This window comes from Blautia sp. MCC283 (assembly GCF_018785565.1).
Classification (GTDB): domain Bacteria; phylum Bacillota; class Clostridia; order Lachnospirales; family Lachnospiraceae; genus Blautia_A.
Window position 1 is genome coordinate 276,177 of the sequence record NZ_WQQB01000045.1, and the last position, 18,678, is coordinate 294,854.

The window sequence follows — 18,678 nt, forward strand, 5'->3', positions numbered from 1 at the left end:
GCTTTGCAGTTAATTCGGTTATTTTTTTGCCTGTGCAAGTGCTTTCTGCGCTGCTCCGAGAATGCCCTCGGATGAGAGTGTCGCACCACTGACAGTATCAATGCCATCTGCAGTCTGGTTTGCCATAATCTGCGGATAAATGGTATTCCATGCCTCATTAAAGAATTCCGGAGTATCATTATTCGTCTGTGTAATCTCAACAATCTGACCTCCTGAGATGGTTACGGTCAGTCTTGTTTTGCCACCATATCCAAAAGCTGAGCCCTGATAAGTTCCGTCATTATACATTCCTGCAGGGGTCGGTTCCGGATCTTCGGTAGGCTCCGGTGTTACATCAGGATTCTCCGGATCTGGAGTCGGTGTTACATTTGGGTCATCCGGATCGGTTGTAGGTTCCGGTGTTGCCGTTGGAACCGGAGTTGCGGTCGGCTTCGGCGTTGCCGTTGGTTTCGGTGTTGCCGTTGGCTTTGGTGTCGGTTTCTTTGTCGGAGTTGGAGTTACTTTCTTTCCATATTCTGGATTAAGCGCAGACTTCAGAGCCTTTTTCACAGCATTCAGAATTCCGTTGGAGGAGTAGGTTGCTCCGCTGACGGTATCAATATCGTCTACATAATTCGTTCCCACAATCTGCTCTTCCAGCACACTCCACGCTTTTTCAAAAAACATCGGAGTATCTGAGTTTTCCTGTTTTACCGCTGTGATGATTCCATCCTTGATGGTTACAGTCACTTTTACATCTCCGCTGTAACCTTTTGCGGATGCTTTGTATGTACCATCCAGATACTTTTTCGGGCTGTCAGGATCTGGATTTGCGGTTGGCTTTGGTTTCTTTGAAGGGGCTTTTGTTGGCGTTGGTGTGGAGGTTGCCACAGGTGCAGGGGTGACCTGCTGGCTGCTTCCATCTGCCGCTGCCTGGGATAATGCATTCTGGACTGCCTGGATAATTCCGTTGGAAGAATAGGTTGCTCCGCTGACTGCGTCTACATTTGGTGTATTTCCCGCAATCATTTTGCTGATCACTCCCTGGGCAGATGCAAAATAGGAAGCCGTTTCACCGGAAGCGTCCAGGATATCAATAGCTGCAATTTTTCCTCCACTGACCGTTACACGAACACGGATGGTTCCGCCGAATCCGGTTCCGGAGCCTTCGTAGGTTCCGTCTTTATATCCATTTGCCGGAACATCTGCTACAGGAGTCTGGGTAGAGCCCTGTCCGGCTGCACTGGCATTATTTCTGGCTGATTCTGATACGGTTCTTTTCCCTGAGCTCTTTTTTGCTGCTGTTTTTTTCGTACTTTTCTTAGATGTGCTTTTCTTGGACGTGCTGCTCTTTTTTGCTGCAGTACTGCTGTCTGCTGAATCGGAAGTCTCCTCATATCCGAGATATTTTTCCAGTTCAGAAGCAGACATGACCGTTGTGTCTGCTTTCTGGACAGATTCCGTATTTGCATCAGAGCCCTGTGCTTTTATACCTGAAAATACAAGTGCCGCAATGACAGCAGCTGCAGGGATCAGCTTTGGCCAGGGTACTTTGGGTGTGCCATTTTCAGCTGGCTTTTTGTCTTTTAAATCTTTTTCCATAATTCTTTTTCTCCCCTCTTTTTGTGCGGCTTCTGTCAGGTATATGCTCTTTACGGCGTTTCCGGTCATTTTCCGAACCGCCACAGAAAATGAGCAGACCTCTGCCGCAGATATTTCCGTATACCTGCGGCAGAGGTTCCTACTCTTTGATGAACCGTTGTATTATTTAACAGTTACCACAAATTTCTTTGTAATTCCGTTGCATTTAACTGTGATGGTTGCTTTACCTTTGCTGATTCCTTTTACAACACCTTTGCCTGTTACGGTTGCAACTTTCTTGTTGCTGCTTGTGTATGTAACAGTGGATACTGGTGTTGCTTTGGATCTGATGGTTGTTGTTTTTCCTTTTGCAATTGTTGCAGAGGATTTTGTAAGTGTAAAGGTCGGGTTCTTAACTGTCAGCTTGTAGGTTGCTTTCAGTTTTCCGCTTGTTGCTGTGATCGTTACAGTTCCGGCTTTGATTCCCTTTACGGTACCTGTCTTGCTGTTTACTGTTGCGATCTTTGTATTGCTGCTCTTATATGTTACAGAGGATACTCCGGCCAGTGTTGCTTTTACAGTGGCTGTTTTTCCTTTGTAAACAACTGCAGATTTCTTTGCGAATTTTACAGATGGAGCTTTTACAGTTACTTTGCAGGTTGCTGTTGCGTTTCCGCAGTTTGCAGTGATCACTGCAGTTCCGGCTTTCACACCTTTTACAACACCTGTGCTTGATACTGTTGCTACTGCTTTGTTGCTGGTTGTATATGTTACTGTCTTAGCTGTATCATTTGAAGCTGCCTTCAGAGTAACTGTTTTTCCTGTGTAAATGGTTGCAGATGTTTTGTCAAGAGCAACTGTCACTTTTACAAGAGCTGCTTCTGCTGCCTTAAGATGCTCAAGTGCCTCATCAACCTCTGCCTGTGTTGCGTCTTCTCTTGCAAGAAGCTCCTCTGCCTCCTGAAGCTCTGTCTGCATTGCTGTCCAGGATTCTTTTGTATAATCGTTTTCCGCAAGTGCTTTTGCTGTTTCGACCTCTTTTGTAAGAGCTGTTGTGTCTGCCGGATCTTCCGCTGGTTTTACAATATTTGCATCTGTAGCCTGTACTACAAAGCTGTAGTCTGCATAGCCAAGTGCATATACGGTCAGTCTCCAGTATCCGGTTCCGTCTGTTCCTTCCGGAAGCTGGCATCTTAAAGAATCGGTAAGTCCAAGCTGGATTCCCATGGCTTTATGCATCCAGTTATCTGCCGCAAACTTGGTTCCGAAAGATCTCAGCACCTTTGTTCCTGTAGCGTCATCTCCACAGTAATCCCAACGTACTGCCTGCATGTTTGCTCCAAGATCTCCGTATCCGTCTCCTGTAATATCTACACGGAGGAATTCTCCGTAGCTTCCGCTTGCATCTTTTACAGTCGGTGTTACATTTGTCGCTGTTTTCTGAGCCTGATCCTTGATTCCGGAATCTGCTCCTGTTTTTCTTGCCTCAAATGTAAAGCTGTCGCCGTTTTTCACTGCATATTTCAGACCGTTGGTATCTGCTGTTACTGCTGCTGTTGCTGTATAGGCGCTCAGCTGTACCTCACCATATCCACCTTCCAGTACACCATCATTGGTAACTACGTTGTATTTCTGGCAAAATGCTGCATAATCTTCTGTTCTTACAGCAACCGGAACGTATTTCAGGCCATATACTTCATAATGATCCATATCTACGGTTGTTCCGTCTGCTTTTGTAATGGTTCCTTTTTTAAATCCTACAGTTTTTCCGTCTGTCAGCTTGATAGTATTCTGATCCACCCATGTTGCGATCGGATATCTGCTTCCGTCCTCTGCCACGATAGTTGTCTCTGTCTGGAAGCTTCCTCTGTGAAGTCCATGGTTTGTAGTTGCTCTTGTTACCGTATCAAAAGCACCTTTGTCAAATTCCTTATGGCCGTCCAATTCCTCAGAAGAAGTTGTATCTCCTGCTGCATACACACCTTCAGATGCCCAGTACTCTGCCCAGGTCAGGCCTGCATACACATACTGATACTCTCCCTGAAGTTCATCAGAATCCGCAAATGCCTCTGTCTCATCTTCTGCTGCTGTAAATTCGTCTGCACCGGAAGCTTCTTCCTCCGTATTCTCTGCTGCGCTTTCCTCTGTGATCTCATCAGCGCTCTGGTCCTCTGCCGCAATTTCTTCTGCATCAGCAGCCTCTCCCGCAGCTGCCTCGTAATCGGAAACCTCAGCAATCTCTTCCTCATCGCTCTGCTCGGTTTCGTCTGCTACAATGCTGCTGTCCAGGTCTGTTGCCATTACAGCTGTAGGAAAACTTGTTGCTGCCACTGCAAGACTTAAGATGCAGGGAGCCGTTTTTTTCAGTAAATTCCACTTATGCATTACTTATTCCTCCTAAAAATATGAAATATTTATAGAAACCTTTCCAGGGGTTACTACCGTAAATACCGTCAAACTGCTTTGAAACTTACGTTTATTCGATGATATCCTCCACGCTGTAGGAATCCGCAAGCAGGCTGAACCGCTCTTTCATCCCCTCAGTGAGATACACATGGTGATTTTCATCCACAAAGAGTCCGTCCGCACCGTAAGTTTTCAACAGTTCGGCACCTTTTTCCACCCCCAGCACAAAACATGCGGTGGAAAGTGCGTCTGCCTCAAGGCCTGTGTCGCAGACTACCGTAACTCCGGTCACTCCGCTTTTTGCCGGATAACCGGTGGACGGATCCATAATGTGGTGATACCTTACACCATCTTCGATAAAATATTTCTCATAATCTCCGGATGTGGAAAGAAATTCTGTGCCATTTAAAGCAACCACACCAAGATAATCGTCGTCATTTTCAGCACGGGGATCTGTCACTGCCACGTTCCAGGAAGAACCATCCGGTTTGCTTCCATAGGTCATGACACTGCTTCCCCCAAGGTTCATAAGTGCCGCAGAAACATCCTTCTGTGTTTCCAGATATTCCAGAATCGAGTCACAGCCAATTCCTTTTCCGGCTGCACCAAGATCCAGCGAACATCCCTCGTCCATGCGGATCGTCGTTCCGTCAAGAGAAACTTTCTGATATCCGGAATCTTTCAGAACATTTTTGATTTCTGCTTCTTCAGGAATTTTCTGATTTTCCCCGCCAATATCCCACAGACGGATCAGTTTTCCGATGGTCGGATCAAAAGCTCCGTCAGAATCTTTCGCAATTTTCAGAAGGCGTTCCAGATATCCGGAAAGTTCATCGGAAATCTCCTTATCTTTTCCGCTGTCTGCGTTCACCTTGTAAATCTGGGAACTTTCATTGGTCCATGAAAGAAGGTTTGTTTCCACATCTGTCAGTACAGATGTCAGTTTACTGTTTATATCGTCTCCTGTGGTATAAAGTGTTTCTGATACCACAGTATCCATGGCAAAATCTGTATTGGTATATGTCTGTATGTCATTTTCCGAAGCTACGCATAATACAGGAAAAACCATGGTAATTCCTGCAGCTGCAGCCGTTGCCAGAAAAGCTTTCTTTTTCAGAGCATGAGATCTCATAGATTAATTTCCCTCATTTGTTCCAATGTGAATATTTTTTCTCGGACAGGTTGCCGCACATGCGTGGCAGCAAAGACATTCGCCGGACCTGGCCGTGTCGCCGTCAATATCCAGATGAGCCGGACATCTTTTTTTACAGAGACCGCATTTCGGCGGACATTTTTCACGGTTTCTCTGAAAAAGTGCTCCCGGAAGGATCGGCATTAATGCAAAAACCGCTCCCATAGGGCAGAGAAACTGGCAGAAAAAACGTTCCTGTGTACACATTCCCACCATGATCAGAACCAGAATCACGATTCCCGCCAGATATTTACTGTTAGGGAAACGTCCTGCTGTAATCATGGAAAAAACATCCCACGGGCTGGTTCCTGTAAGCTTTCCGTATACTCCTGTAAGGCAGGAAAGTAAAATCAGGGCCAGTACGATATATTTGACTTTCTGAAGTCTGTGTACCATTCTTTCAGAAAGAGCTGGTTTCTTTTTTTTATGAAAACATTTCATCCAGATCAGAGAAAAACCTTCATACACGGCATCTCCAAAAGATCCGAATGCACATGCATATCCGCAGAAATGTCTTCCGAAAAAACACGTAAAGATCAGAAGCACTGCTGTTACAGTCAGAAAGGAGTTCCACTCTACCGGCTGACCGGCCGCAATGGCGAGAAAAATTGATTTGATTCCCGCAAAAGCTGTGGAAAACAGAGACGGGGCAGCAATAAAAAATGCCAGCTGTATCCCCGCACGCATCAGCCTTACTTCCCGCTGTCTTTTTTTCATGAATTTTCCGCCTTTCCAAGTGCATCATCCACCGCATTCAGGATTCCTGTAGAACTGAAAGTTGCTCCTGATACAGTATCCACATCTGTACTCTGCGCACTTAAGATGGAATCGATCACACTCTCTGCCTGTGAAAGATATGCGCTGTCCTCACCTGGTGCACTGACCACATTAATGGATGTAATTTCATCACTGGCAAGTGTCACTTCCACCTGAATGGTTCCGCCGTATCCATCAGCTTCTCCTGTGTAAGTTCCATCTTTATATACGTTATCGGAATCTGGCGCTGCTGTGTCCTCCGCGTTTGCATTGGATGTCTTGCCGTCCGAAGTGTCTGCTGCCTTGTCACCGTCTGTTGAATCTGCATTACTGCTGTCAGTTCCTGTGGATGCTGCCTGATTCTGCATACGGTTTGCATAGCTTGTCTCCAGTGCACTGAGAAGTTCATTCTGCTGCTCCTGAAGCGTGTCTACCTTATCTGTCAGAGCCGAAATTTCTTTTTCGTTTGCCTGGGCTTTCATACTGCTGTTATAAAAAAGCACAGCCAGAACTACCAGCAGTAAAGAAATCACTCTCATATAAAAATTCTGGTTTTTCATCTCTTTTCTCCCCTGTATTTAGTCAGTCAGATATTCACAGTCCGTTCCTATCATCTGCACATAACCGTTTTTTGAATAAGTTATATATCTTTTACTCATATTTATAGATTAGTTCTAATTAATCATTTTTCTTTAATTAGATATTGCTAACTTACAGCTAGGTATTATATCACCTGATTTTTTTCTTGTCTATACTTTTTGTTAGTACGCGGTAACTTTTTTCTCCGTATCTTTAATTTTTGCTGTAACTTTTCCAGATATTGGTTAGATATCCTTAACTTATATTTGCCTTTTGAATGGGAGTATGATATGATTTTTTCTGAATCTGTGACAGAAACGGAGTTTTTATTTTGAAGAAAAAAGAAGTGATTTTTATTGCCGGGATCCTGATTCTGGCCGGGGTTCTCTGGCTTGGTTTTCAGATCACAGGGAAACGTTCCCACAATACGATCCGTATTACCGTTGACGGAAAAGAATTCGGAACTTATTCTCTTTCCCAGGATCAGGTCATACATATCGGAGACACCAATGTCTGCGAGATCAAAAACGGAAAAGTTACCATGATCGAAGCAACCTGTCCGGATCATTACTGTATGAAACAGAAAGCTGTGGATGAACATGGCGGTTCTATTATCTGTCTTCCTAACAAAGTGGTGATAGAAGGAGAAAATACCACGGAGGATTCGGATTCGAAGAGTTCACCGAAGATTGATGCGGTGACATAAGATGAAGATGTTACGGAATATATGCGTAATGTGCGTTCGCCATGCAGTTCTCCTCCGACAGATGACATTTGGTCCGGGGCACATCTGTAACAAATGAAAGGGTTTATTTATGAAACGAAAAACAGCTTATCTTGGATTATTTTCCGCAGTAGCGATCATTTTGGGATATGTGGAGTCCCTGATTCCTGTGTTTGCAGGAATTCCGGGAATCAAGCTCGGACTTGCAAACCTGGCAGTGCTTTTTATCCTGGATCGGTATTCTGCGAAAGAGGCGGCTCTTGTGTCCGTTGTCAGGATACTTGTGATTGGGTTTATGTTTGGAAATCTGTTCAGTATTTTATATAGTATGGCTGGCGCCGCGCTTAGTTTGACTGTGATGAATCTGCTGAAAAAACATTCCGGGTTTAGTCTGATCGGGATCAGTGTGGCTGGTGGGGTTACGCACAATATTGGGCAATTGATCGTTGCCATGATCGTGGTGAGTAATACGAGTCTGATGGTTTATGCACCGGCACTGCTGGTGGCCGGGGTCCTGGCGGGGATTCTCATAGGTGTTTTGACAAAGGAAGTTGTGGGACGACTTCCTTTGAATCTGTAATGTTTGTGTGTTTTTCTTTTTTGGATTGTGATTTTTACTTTGTGAAGTGGATTTTTGAAGTGTGTGTGTTTCTTTTTTTGGATTATAGCTTTTACTTTGTGAAGTGGATTTTTGAAGTGTGTGTGTTTCTTTTTTTGGATTATAGCTTTTACTTTGTGAAGCGGATTTTTGAAGTGTGTGTGTTTCTTTTTGGGATTATAGTTTTTACTTTATGAAGTGGATTTTTGAAGTGTGTGTGTTTCTTTTTTGGGATTATGGTTTTTACTTTGTGAAGTGGATTTTTGAAGTGTGTGTGTTTCTTTTTGGGATTATAGTTTTTACTTTATGAAAGTAGGAAATTTGCGAGAAGGGGAAGCACTCATAGTTGCGAAGGCCGTCTCCCCTTCTCGCGCTCTTCCCCTCCTGCCACGCCGCTGTGATGCGTTATGGAATGTGTAACTTTATCGGCTCAGTCCTGTATTCTGCTGTACTGGCAGTGTCAGGCTGAGCCGATTGTTGGTTCAGGGCGGACGGGAAAGCGGCCTGCGTAGCAGGCCTGTTCCCTGAATTACAGCGTATAACTTGTATGGCTGTTATTTCACTGTTATTCAGAAACAGGTCTGCTTCGCAGACCGCTTTTTGTACGGAGCGAATAAAAAACACTTCGTCAATATATTTACGTCAGCATAAATCGGCTCAACTTTCCGCAGCCGACACAGTAGAATCCATCGCCCCGCCAATACTTTCACACATTCTCACAGCCTACAACAACTGCGTGCCCGGAAAGGGGGAGCTCGAGGGGGAAAAGCGGGCTTCGCAACTTTGAGTGCTTTCCCCCTCGTACCTGCCCATGCCAAAATGGTCCCCCTGAAAGGAAAAAATGCCTACGCTTCTAGTATCCTCCCTGGAAAGGAAAAAGCCTACGCCTCTAGTATCCTCCCTGGAAAGGAAAAAGTCTACGCCTCTAGTATCCTCCCTGGAAAGGAAAAGTCTACGCCTCTAGTATCCTCCCTGGAAAGGAAAAGTCTACGCCTCTAGTATCCCCTCCGGAAAGAAGATGCCCGCCGCATCCAGGCGCCCTCGCCGGGAGGCATCAGGCTTCGGTTTCATCATGAAACTGAGGAACCGGTGTCACCGGGGGATACGGCTCCGCCGGTGGCTCATCAAATTCTCCGGAAATATTCCGATAGAAAACTGCCATGCAGGTTTCTATATAAGGCACCAGCCAGATCAGTGCCAGATAAAGCGTAAACATGGAAAAAATAATCCACGGTATAAAACTTAAGAGCATTTTCAAATACTCCCAGTAGTGCCCCTTCATAAGTTTCGCACTTGCTTTCAGTGCCTGTGTTCCTTTCATGTCCGGATTATCGGACAGAATATAATAACTCATGGTGAAAGGCATGGCTATCAGCAGGTTCAGCCCAAACCCGAGAAGTGTCAGCAGCATATAAGTCACTGCCCAGTTCATCTGCTCTTCCACTGTATTTCCCATATCGCTTGTGAACGAAAACCACGCCAGTGGAAGTGATGTCACCAGATTGATCAGTGCCAGCACAAAGGATGCCACGATCACATGGTCTGGCTGGTGGCTGAAAAAGTACAGAAGATCTCCAAAAGAATATGCTTCCCTTCTGGAAATATTCAGGTAGATCCGGTAAAGTCCTGCGGAAAAAACGCAGATCACCAGAGAAAGGATAAAGCTGAATACTTCTCCTCCGATGATCGCGTACGCGGAATCTCCCGGAAAAAGTGCTGTGGAAATGTAGCTTGAAACCACACTCATCGCCGCAACCGCAATACTGCCGATCACCGGAACCGTAAAATTACCAGTCAGCGTTTCCCTTGCAAGCTTCTTACAGCCCTTCAGATTTTTTCTCATAAAAATTCTCTCCTTATGAACGGCCACATCTTTCCGGCGGACAGCCCGAATGCACGCACCGTTCCGTTATAGAAGGCGGAGACTTATACCAAGCCTCCGCCCCGTCATTTCTCATTTTCGCTCTGGCATATCCTGCTGCTTATGCTGCATAACTGCACGCCAGATCATTTTTCTGCAATGTCAAACGGATATTCGCAATTCGCAATCCGCATTCACTACGCAGCTCTACACCGATTAACTGCTTCGCAGTTTATCCGGTTAATCTGCAAGATTAAACGCATCATGTACCGCATTCATGGCACGTACGCCATCTTTCTCATTGATGAGAACAGTCACACGGATCTCAGATGTCGCGATCATATTGATGTTCACGCCCTCATTATAAAGGCTCTCGAACATTTTTGCGGCAACACCCGGATTACTCATCATACCAGCTCCCACGATGGAAAGTTTGGCGATGTTTTTCTCCGCATGAAGCTCATCATAGCCGATGCGTGCCTGGTTGGATTCCAGGACTGCCATTGCATCGTCCAGATCATTTTTATCAACAGTAAAGGAAATATCCTTGGTTCCGGCACGGCCGATAGACTGAAGGATCATATCCACATTGATATTTTTCTTGGCCAGGGTATCAAAAAGCTTAAATGCTACTCCTGGTGAATCTTTAAGTCCGATCACAGCAATACGTACTGCATCTGTATCCAGAGCAACACCGCTGATCAGCATTCTCTCCACTGTTACTTCCTCCTTTACCACAGTTCCTTCGCTGTTGTTGAGACTGGAACGTACCACCAGCGGTACACCGTATTTCTTCGCCATCTCCACAGAACGGTTATGAAGCACTCCCGCACCCAGAGTTGCCAGATCCAGCATCTCATCGTAAGTGATCTCCTTAAGCTTGCGGGCTTTCGGAACCTTACGGGGGTCAGCAGTATAAACGCCATCCACATCGGTATAGATCTCACAGGCATCTGCATGAAGCGCTGCTGCAAGAGCTACGGCTGTGGTATCCGAACCTCCACGGCCAAGTGTGGTGTAATCATTATATTTATCAATGCCCTGGAATCCTGTAACCACAACAATTCTGCGGTTATCCAGTTCTCTGCGGATACGTGCGGCATCGATCTTTTTCAGACGGGCACTGCTGTGTGCGCTTGTTGTGTGCATAGCCACCTGAAATGCATTCAGGGAAACTGACGGTACTCCCAGGCTGTCCATAGCCATGGCCATCAGTGCTACCGACATCTGTTCTCCGATGGTAAAAAGCATATCCATCTCACGTTTCGGAGGTTTGTCGTTGATATCTTTCGCCATGGTGATCAGCTCATCGGTATATTTACCCATTGCGGAAAGCACGACCACCACGTCGTTTCCTTTTTTATAATCTTCGATACATCTTCTGGCAACATTAAAGATACGCTCTTTGTTTGCCACAGAAGTACCGCCGAATTTTTTTACGATTAACATGTTCTTATTTCTCCTCAGGCATCAATCCTTCACGCGGATCATTGCCAGTACTTTTCCGGTAAGCTTACTGATCTTCTCTTTATATTCAGCCTGCTTCATCACCGGTGTGATAAATCCGAATTCGTCCGGAAGGTCATCCGGCTCGATAGTCTGTACATCACCGAAAGCTTTTTCTACTTCGTCCATAGTAGTATCAGACACACGTACAAAGAAGCGTCCCTCTACGTCATCCACATCCATAAGCTCCAGGGCATGGCTGTTCCAGTTTGTCATGATATTTCTGTGGAGATGTTTTGCCTCATCCACAACATCCGCAACAACAGCACTTGCGGTCGGAAGTTTACCTGCTCCGCTTCCGTAGAACATGGCGTCTCCGAGAACATTTCCGTGTACAAATACTGCGTTGAATACATCATTTACACTGTAGAGCGGCCTCTCCTGTCCTACCAGGAACGGCGCTACCATCGCATAGAAGGAATCTCCAACTCTGCGGCTTGTGGCAAGAAGTTTAATGGTCATGCCAAGTTCTTTCGCATATTCCATGTCTGCCGGTGTGATCTTTGTGATTCCTTCTGTATAAATATTCTCGTAATTCAGGAATTTTCCGTATGCAAGTGAGGAAAGGATCGCGATCTTGCGGCATGCGTCAGCGCCCTCTACATCTGCAGTCGGATCTGCCTCAGCGTAACCCTTCGCCTGGGCTTCTTTCAGAACTGTGTCAAAATCACAATTCTCCGTGCTCATCTTATAAAGCATGTAGTTGGTTGTTCCGTTAAGGATTCCTGTGATCTCATCGATCTCATCTGCTGTCAGTGAGGAATTCAGTGCGCGGATGATCGGGATACCGCCGCCACAGCTTGCCTCAAAAAGGAAGTTGATATTTTTTTCTCTGGCGATCTCCATAAGCTCGGAACCATATTTGGCTACCAGGGCCTTATTGGATGTGCTTACACTCTTTCCTGCCTGAAGAGCTCTTTTTACAAAGGTATAAGCAGGCTCGATCCCGCCCATAACCTCAACGACAATATCCACTTCTGGATCGTTTACGATCACTTCATAATCATGAACCAGAACTTTCTCAACCGGATCTCCCGGAAAATCTCTTAAATCGAGAACGTATTTGATGTTGATCTCATCTCCGGCTCTTTTGTTAATGCTCTCATGATTGGTGTTGATTACTTCAACAACTCCGCTTCCTACTGTACCGTAGCCTAATACTGCTATGTTTATCATATGCTTACTCCCTGCCTAAAATTTTCAAATAGTGTATACCGTCTCTCTGTTCAATATCCTCCACCATAGCTTCTGCGTCGCCTTCTCCCGGAAGGATGTCAACGCTCAGCGTCAGTGTTGCAACTCCGTTAATGGGAATACTCTGATGTATGGTCAGGATATTACCGTGAAAACGGGCAATCGTCTGCAGCACCATTGATAAAAGTCCCGGCTCGTCGTCCATCTGAATGATAAAGGTGATGGTCTTTCCCCTGGTCTCCTCGTGGAAAGGAAAAATATCGTCCTTATATTTGTAAAAAGAGCTACGGCTGATCCCGGTCTTTTCAGCAGCTTCCTGAACAGTAGCCACACGGTTGGATTCCAGCAGCCTCTTGGCCTCAACAACCTTAAGAAGTACTTCCGGCACTGCCCTCTCTCTTACTACATAGTATTTTTTCTTCTCAACCTGTTTCTGCATAGCAACCTCTCTAGTTGCTGTTCACATTGTGTGCAGCAACCTTTCTGTCCGTTTCATAAAGACAAGTGTTTTTGTACAAAAGATATATTATCATAATAAAAGAAACTCCACAAGCGATTTTTTGCCTGCGGAGTCCTTTTCTCTGTCTTTATGGGGTTCCGTGACAGTAATGTTATTCTTTCTTTTTCGCCAGCGCGATCCATTTCAGGTATGCATTGATAAAGATGTCAATACCACCGTCCAGAACTGCGTCAACATTACCGGTTTCTTCATTGGTTCTATGGTCTTTTACCATGGTGTATGGCTGCAGGACATAGGAACGGATCTGGTTTCCCCAGCCGATATCTGTCACTTCGCCTCGAATGCCGGAAAGTTTCTCCTCAGCTTCCTGCTGTTTCAGAAGATACAGTTTGGCTTTCAGCATCTGCATGGCCTTGTCCTTGTTCATGTGCTGAGAACGTTCATTCTGGCACTGTACCACGATTCCTGTAGGGAAATGGGTGATACGGATCGCAGAGGATGTCTTGTTGATGTGCTGTCCACCGGCACCGCTGCTTCGGTAGGTATCAATACGGATATCATCATCATTGATCTCAACGTCCAGATCTTTCTTGATATCCGGCATAACATCACAGGATACAAAAGATGTCTGTCTCTTTCCTGCCGCATTAAACGGGGAAATACGTACAAGACGGTGAACACCTTTCTCGGATTTCAGATAACCGTAGGCGTTCTCTCCGTTTACCTGGAAGGTTACGGATTTCACACCGGCCTCATCACCGTCAAGGTAATCCAGTACTTCCAGTGCAAATCCTTTTTTCTCCGCCCATCTGCTGTACATACGGTAAAGCATTCCACACCAGTCGCATGCCTCTGTACCACCGGCTCCTGCGTTCAGCTTAATGATGGCATTCTCTCCGTCATACTCTCCGGAAAGAAGTGTCTTCACACGGATGCTGTCAAAGCTTGCCTGGAATTCGTCCAGCATTTCCTGGATCTCAGGGATGATCTCCGGATCATTCTCCTCATATCCCATCTCGATCATGGTTTCCATATCTTCCATCTGTGTCTCCAGATTATGGTATGTCTCAATATCATCCTTGAGACTCTTTAACTGTTTCATCTTCATCTGAGATACTTCTGCGTTATCCCAGAAATCAGGCGCTTCCATCTCGCGCTCTAATTCTTCGACCTTCTGCTCTTTGTTAGCGAGGTCAAAGTGAATCCCTCACTTCCACTAATGGCTCTGTGTATGTTGCAAGAATACTCTTGAACTGATCTAACTCAACCACAGCTTCACCTTCTTTCTATATATTGATGCAGGAACTCCTGCCTGTCTTATACAATACCATATGGGCCTGAAAATTACAACGAAAACGTGGTTCAGGCATTTCTATTTTATCTGCGACAATTCATAGATATCCCCTCTCCGGTGCTTCAGAAGAGGCAGCTGTTCCCGGACTTTTTTTACCTCCTCCAGGTCCAGTTCCGCAACTTTTACGTCCGGCTTTTCTTCCATTTCCATGAGGACTTTTCCCCAGGGATCCACGGCAATGGAATGGCCCCAGGAATGGTATCCGGCATTCAGGTCTCTGGCAGGTGCGGCCCCGAGGGTGTATACCTGATTGTCCACGGCTCTCTGGCGGAACATCAGCTCCCAATGGAGAGGACCTGTTGTCATATTAAAAGCCGCCGGCACAATGATCACCTCTGCCCCCTGATCCACCATCAGCCTGGCAAGTTCCGGAAAGCGGAAATCATAGCAGATGCAAACGCCCATCTTTCCAAATTCTGTGTCAAAAACTGTCACCTGATCTCCCGGTGTCAGGGTATCTGATTCTTTAAAATACTGGCCACCTTTTACATCAATGTCAAAAAGATGCATCTTCCGGTGTTTCCCGATCTGATGCCCGTTTCTGTCAAAAACATAGGATGTGTTGTAAATATGACCGGCTGCATCTCTCTCCGGCATGCTTCCGGCTACAAGATAAATTCCACGTTCTGCTGCCAGCCTGGAACATTTTTCCCAGGTGTCCCCGCCTTCGGATTCCGCATATTCCGGGAAGTATTTGTTCTCGTAGGGACAGCAGAACATTTCGGGCAGAACTGCCAGGTCGATTCCCTGAAGTTCCGGACTGGCAAGAATTTCTGCTGCCTGAATGATGTTACGGGATTTTTCTGTATATACATGTGTCTGAAGAATTGCTGTTTTTATAACGGCCATATTATCATATCCTTTCTCTGCTCTTATACAAAAATAGCCCCACCATATCATCAGGTGAGACTATTTTTATCTTCATTCTCAGATCTTAGCCGCCTTACGTCCGCAGCACTGTTTGTATTTCTTGCCGCTTCCGCATGGGCACGGATCGTTTGGATATACTTTATCTTCTTTTCGCTGAACCGGTTTCTTCGGGCCGGCGCTGTCATCCTTGTTTGTGCCGGTTACTTTTGCAACCTGCTCACGCTCGATCTTCTGCTCTACATGAACATGATACAGCATACGTACGGTATCTTCCTGAATGGAAGTGATCATGTTATTGAACATCTCGAATGCGTTCATCTTGTACTCAACAACCGGATCTCTCTGGCCATATGCCATCAGGCCGATACCCTGACGGAGCATTTCCATGTCGTCGATGTGATCCATCCACTTACTGTCAATACATTTCAGGAGAACTACTCGCTCAAGCTCACGAAGCTGCTCCGGTTCCGGGAACTCAGCCTCTTTCGCTTCATAAAGCTTCACAGCCTCTTCCTTCACGATATGTTTGATCTCGTCTTTTTTATGGCCTTTTACCTTCTCTGCAGTCAGAGGGTGGATTGGGATGATCGGAGTGATCGCGGTATTGAACTCATCAAGATCCCACTCAGAAGAATCCATATCATCGGAGAAACACATGTCTGTCATGCTGTCTACGATATCTGTGATCATCTTGTAGATGGCATCACGCATATTCTCACCGTCAAGTACCTGACGACGCTCCTCATAGATGATCTCTCTCTGCTCATTGTTAACCTGGTCATAGTCGAGAAGATTTTTACGGATTCCGAAGTTGTTGAACTCAATCTTCTCCTGCGCTTTCTCGATGGCGTTGGAGAGCATCTTATGCTCAATCTGCTCATTCTCCTCAACACCAAGAGATGTGAACACTTTCATCAGTCTCTCGGAACCGAACAGACGCATCAGGTCATCCTCAAGGGAAATGTAGAAACGGGATTCACCCGGATCTCCCTGTCGTCCGGAACGTCCACGGAGCTGATTATCAATACGTCTTGACTCATGACGCTCAGTACCGATAATCTTCAGACCGCCGGCCTCTCTTGCCACATCGTCAAGTTTGATATCGGTACCACGGCCTGCCATGTTGGTTGCGATGGTAACGGCATCTGCCTGTCCTGCCTGTGCTACGATCTCAGCCTCAAGCTCATGGAACTTGGCATTCAGTACATTATGCGGGATTCCCTCTCTCTTCAGCATTCTGCTGAGAAGTTCGGAAGTTTCGATGGTAATCGTACCAACCAGTACTGGCTGATGTTTTGCGTGAGCTTCCTTAACTGCCTCTACAACGGCATTGAATTTCTCTTTCTTTGTCATGTAAACGGCATCATCAAGATCTTTACGCTGTACCACACGGTTGGTCGGAATCTCTACAACGTCCATGCCGTAGATATCACGGAACTCTTTTTCCTCGGTAAGGGCCGTACCGGTCATACCGCCTTTTTTGTCATATTTGTTGAAGAAGTTCTGGAAGGTGATGGTTGCAAGAGTCTTACTCTCTCTTTTAACCTTAACATGCTCTTTCGCCTCGATCGCCTGATGAAGACCATCGGAATAACGACGGCCCGGCATGATACGTCCGGTAAATTCATCGACGATCAGGATCTCGTCATCTTTTACAACGTAATCCTGATCTTTATGCATCAGGTTATGTGCACGAAGGGCAAGGATAATGTTGTGCTGGATCTCCAGATTCTCCGGATCTGCCAGGTTCTCGATATTAAAGAATTTCTCAACCTTCTTGATACCCTGCTCGGTAAGGTTGACGATCTTATCTTTCTCATTTACAACGAAGTCACCGGTCTCGATAACTTCCTCACCCATGATGGCTGCCATCTTGGTCATCTCATGGCTGGCCTCACCACGCTCCAGCTGCTGTGCAAGGATATCACATACTTCATAAAGCTTGGTGGATTTGCCGCTCTGTCCGGAAATGATCAGAGGTGTACGTGCCTCATCGATCAGGACGGAGTCGATCTCATCGATGATACAGTAGTGAAGATCTCTCTGAACAAGCTGTTCTTTATAGATAACCATGTTGTCACGAAGGTAATCGAATCCAAGTTCGTTGTTGGTAACGTATGTGATGTCACATCCATATGCCGCACGGCGTTCTTCCGGCTTCATGTCGTTAAGTACCACGCCTACAGTCAGGCCAAGGAACTCATGGACTTTACCCATCCACTCGGCATCTCGTTTAGCCAGGTAGTCGTTGACAGTTACGATGTGGACACCTTTTCCCTCAAGGGCATTCAGGTATGCAGGAAGTGTGGAAACAAGAGTTTTACCTTCACCTGTTTTCATCTCGGCGATACGGCCCTGGTGAAGGATGATACCACCGATGATCTGTACACGGTAATGCTCCATTCCAAGCACACGCTTGGCAGCCTCACGTACGGTGGCAAATGCCTCAGGAAGAAGATCATCCAGTGTTTCGCCTTCTGCAAGACGTTTCTTATATTCTCTGGTTTTGTCCCGTAACTGCTCGTCTGTGAGCTGCTGCATCTGGGACTGATAGCTCTCGGTTTTCTCAACCAGCGGCATGATACGCTTTACTTCACGCTGGCTGCGGGTTCCAAATACTTTTGAAAAAACATTCATGTTTCTGCTCCAATCATTTTATTCGAAATAGGACATTTAAGTCTCTTATCTATCCGATTCAGGATCATTCCAGGACACTGTTCGTTCCAATCATCATAATCATTCCAGTTCTCTGTTGATATCCAGATCACATATGGTATATATTCTACCACTTTCCAGTTATAAAAACAATGAACAATTAATTAACAAATCGTGTCCGGAGCTGTTCTTCTGCCCTGAAAAAAAGCTCCGGGAATCTGCAGATTTTCCACGCAGATTCCCGGAGCTTTTCTCAGTCGTTCAATATTCAGTTTTTATAAAAGATCATTCACCCATGATCTCCTACAGAGACTTCTGCCTAAAACTCCGGCTCGATCAGTCCGTAAGTATTACCTTTACGTTTGTAAACTACGTTAACCTGCTCTGTCTCAGCATTGAAGAATACAAAGAAATTATGTCCAAGAAGCTCCATCTGTACGCATGCATCTTCCGGATACATTGGTTTGATTCCGAATTTCTTGGTACGGATGATCTTAACTTCCTCATCCTCTTCATAATCCTTATCAAGGTATGCTTTCTGGAAGTTTGTGGATTCCTGCTGCTTGTCAACGATCTTGTTCTTGTATTTACGAAGCTGACGCTCAATTACCTCTTCAACCAGATCGATGGATACATACATATCATTGCTTACCTGCTCGGAACGGATAATGTTACCTTTCACAGGGATTGTTACCTCGATCTTCTGGCGATCCTTCTCAACGCTTAAGGTTACTGAAATCTCAGTTTCAGGAGTAAAATACCTTTCAAGTTTACCAAGCTTGTCCTCAACAGCTGTTTTAAGTCCTTCTGTTACTGCTATATTCTTTCCACTAATAATAAATTTCATGACTTCCATCCCCTTTGCTGTTTTATGTTGCTATTATAACACATTAAGTTGAATTTTAACATCACTTTTCAAAAATTTTACAAATTTTTTCTAAATTTATTCAATATATTCCTGCA

15 protein-coding genes are annotated in these 18,678 nt (G+C 45.5%); 2 read left to right on the top strand and 13 right to left on the bottom strand.

Annotation, left to right across the window (positions count from 1 at the left end; genetic code table 11):
* Positions 1-18: 18 nt before the first annotated feature.
* From GPK81_RS13900 to GPK81_RS13920, 5 genes are all read right to left on the bottom strand, one after another.
* On the bottom strand, positions 19-1,581 hold the full coding sequence (locus tag GPK81_RS13900; RefSeq protein ID WP_215707229.1) for an FMN-binding protein: 1,563 nt from the start codon (positions 1,579-1,581) through the stop codon (positions 19-21).
* A 162-nt stretch (positions 1,582-1,743) separates the two neighbouring features.
* Positions 1,744-3,945 (bottom strand): penicillin-binding Tp47 domain C-containing protein, encoded by a 2,202-nt coding sequence (locus tag GPK81_RS13905; protein WP_215707230.1) that lies wholly within the window; start codon positions 3,943-3,945, stop codon positions 1,744-1,746.
* A gap of 91 nt (positions 3,946-4,036) precedes the next feature.
* Positions 4,037-5,098 carry an FAD:protein FMN transferase gene (locus GPK81_RS13910; RefSeq protein WP_215707231.1) on the bottom strand — a complete coding sequence of 354 codons (1,062 nt, stop codon included), beginning with the start codon at positions 5,096-5,098 and terminating at the stop codon, positions 4,037-4,039.
* Positions 5,099-5,101: 3 nt separating this feature from the next.
* Complete coding sequence (locus GPK81_RS13915) at positions 5,102-5,875, bottom strand: 4Fe-4S binding protein (protein WP_021977948.1); 774 nt, start codon at positions 5,873-5,875, stop codon at positions 5,102-5,104.
* Complete coding sequence (locus tag GPK81_RS13920) at positions 5,872-6,474, bottom strand: FMN-binding protein (protein WP_177968263.1); 603 nt, start codon at positions 6,472-6,474, stop codon at positions 5,872-5,874. The genes GPK81_RS13915 and GPK81_RS13920 overlap by 4 nt, the downstream gene beginning before the upstream one ends.
* A 350-nt stretch (positions 6,475-6,824) precedes the next feature.
* Here GPK81_RS13920 and GPK81_RS13925 point away from each other — a divergent pair, with 350 nt between their 5' ends.
* Both GPK81_RS13925 and GPK81_RS13930 read left to right on the top strand, forming a co-directional pair.
* Positions 6,825-7,199 (top strand): NusG domain II-containing protein, encoded by a 375-nt coding sequence (locus GPK81_RS13925; RefSeq protein WP_021977950.1) that lies wholly within the window; start codon positions 6,825-6,827, stop codon positions 7,197-7,199.
* A 109-nt stretch (positions 7,200-7,308) separates the two neighbouring features.
* Entirely contained in the window at positions 7,309-7,797 is a 489-nt protein-coding gene (locus GPK81_RS13930; protein WP_118061806.1) for a Gx transporter family protein, read from the top strand.
* A gap of 1,072 nt (positions 7,798-8,869) precedes the next feature.
* Here GPK81_RS13930 and GPK81_RS13935 read toward each other — a convergent pair.
* The 8 genes from GPK81_RS13935 to hpf form a co-directional block, all read right to left on the bottom strand.
* Positions 8,870-9,658, bottom strand: a complete 789-nt coding sequence (locus GPK81_RS13935; protein ID WP_118070901.1) for a DUF975 family protein — start codon at positions 9,656-9,658, stop codon at positions 8,870-8,872.
* Between the two features lie 258 nt (positions 9,659-9,916).
* Positions 9,917-11,125: an aspartate kinase gene (locus tag GPK81_RS13940; protein WP_118070900.1), complete on the bottom strand. Its 1,209-nt coding sequence runs from the start codon at positions 11,123-11,125 to the stop codon at positions 9,917-9,919.
* Between the two features lie 21 nt (positions 11,126-11,146).
* Complete coding sequence (locus GPK81_RS13945) at positions 11,147-12,358, bottom strand: homoserine dehydrogenase (RefSeq protein ID WP_215707232.1); 1,212 nt, start codon at positions 12,356-12,358, stop codon at positions 11,147-11,149.
* 4 nt (positions 12,359-12,362) lie between these two features.
* Complete coding sequence (locus GPK81_RS13950) at positions 12,363-12,815, bottom strand: ACT domain-containing protein (RefSeq protein ID WP_118061802.1); 453 nt, start codon at positions 12,813-12,815, stop codon at positions 12,363-12,365.
* Positions 12,816-12,987: 172 nt separating this feature from the next.
* A protein-coding gene (prfB, locus tag GPK81_RS13955; RefSeq protein WP_118061801.1) for a peptide chain release factor 2 occupies positions 12,988-14,107 on the bottom strand; the annotation gives its coding sequence in 2 pieces (ribosomal slippage) (positions 12,988-14,031 and positions 14,033-14,107; 1,119 coding nt in all).
* A gap of 101 nt (positions 14,108-14,208) precedes the next feature.
* A complete protein-coding gene (locus GPK81_RS13960) occupies positions 14,209-15,039 on the bottom strand; it encodes a carbon-nitrogen hydrolase family protein (protein WP_215707233.1) in 831 nt (276 codons plus the stop codon).
* A gap of 78 nt (positions 15,040-15,117) precedes the next feature.
* Complete coding sequence (gene secA, locus GPK81_RS13965; protein WP_021975796.1) at positions 15,118-17,697, bottom strand: preprotein translocase subunit SecA; 2,580 nt, start codon at positions 17,695-17,697, stop codon at positions 15,118-15,120.
* A gap of 337 nt (positions 17,698-18,034) precedes the next feature.
* A complete protein-coding gene (hpf, locus tag GPK81_RS13970) occupies positions 18,035-18,562 on the bottom strand; it encodes a ribosome hibernation-promoting factor, HPF/YfiA family (protein ID WP_015526242.1) in 528 nt (175 codons plus the stop codon).
* Positions 18,563-18,678: the final 116 nt, after the last annotated feature.

Excerpts from the sequence above, each read along its gene's own strand:
- GPK81_RS13930 (WP_118061806.1), top strand. The coding sequence starts at position 7,309 with ATGAAACGAAAAACAGCTTATCTTGGATTATTTTCCGCAGTAGCGATC.
- GPK81_RS13910 (WP_215707231.1), bottom strand. The coding sequence starts at position 5,098 with ATGAGATCTCATGCTCTGAAAAAGAAAGCTTTTCTGGCAACGGCTGCA.
- GPK81_RS13960 (WP_215707233.1), bottom strand. The coding sequence starts at position 15,039 with ATGGCCGTTATAAAAACAGCAATTCTTCAGACACATGTATATACAGAA.
- GPK81_RS13905 (WP_215707230.1), bottom strand. The coding sequence starts at position 3,945 with ATGCATAAGTGGAATTTACTGAAAAAAACGGCTCCCTGCATCTTAAGT.
- GPK81_RS13940 (WP_118070900.1), bottom strand. The coding sequence starts at position 11,125 with ATGTTAATCGTAAAAAAATTCGGCGGTACTTCTGTGGCAAACAAAGAG.
- hpf (WP_015526242.1), bottom strand. The coding sequence starts at position 18,562 with ATGAAATTTATTATTAGTGGAAAGAATATAGCAGTAACAGAAGGACTT.
- GPK81_RS13950 (WP_118061802.1), bottom strand. The coding sequence starts at position 12,815 with ATGCAGAAACAGGTTGAGAAGAAAAAATACTATGTAGTAAGAGAGAGG.
- secA (WP_021975796.1), bottom strand. The coding sequence starts at position 17,697 with ATGAATGTTTTTTCAAAAGTATTTGGAACCCGCAGCCAGCGTGAAGTA.
- GPK81_RS13935 (WP_118070901.1), bottom strand. The coding sequence starts at position 9,658 with ATGAGAAAAAATCTGAAGGGCTGTAAGAAGCTTGCAAGGGAAACGCTG.
- GPK81_RS13915 (WP_021977948.1), bottom strand. The coding sequence starts at position 5,875 with ATGAAAAAAAGACAGCGGGAAGTAAGGCTGATGCGTGCGGGGATACAG.
- GPK81_RS13900 (WP_215707229.1), bottom strand. The coding sequence starts at position 1,581 with ATGGAAAAAGATTTAAAAGACAAAAAGCCAGCTGAAAATGGCACACCC.
- GPK81_RS13945 (WP_215707232.1), bottom strand. The coding sequence starts at position 12,358 with ATGATAAACATAGCAGTATTAGGCTACGGTACAGTAGGAAGCGGAGTT.
- GPK81_RS13920 (WP_177968263.1), bottom strand. The coding sequence starts at position 6,474 with ATGAAAAACCAGAATTTTTATATGAGAGTGATTTCTTTACTGCTGGTA.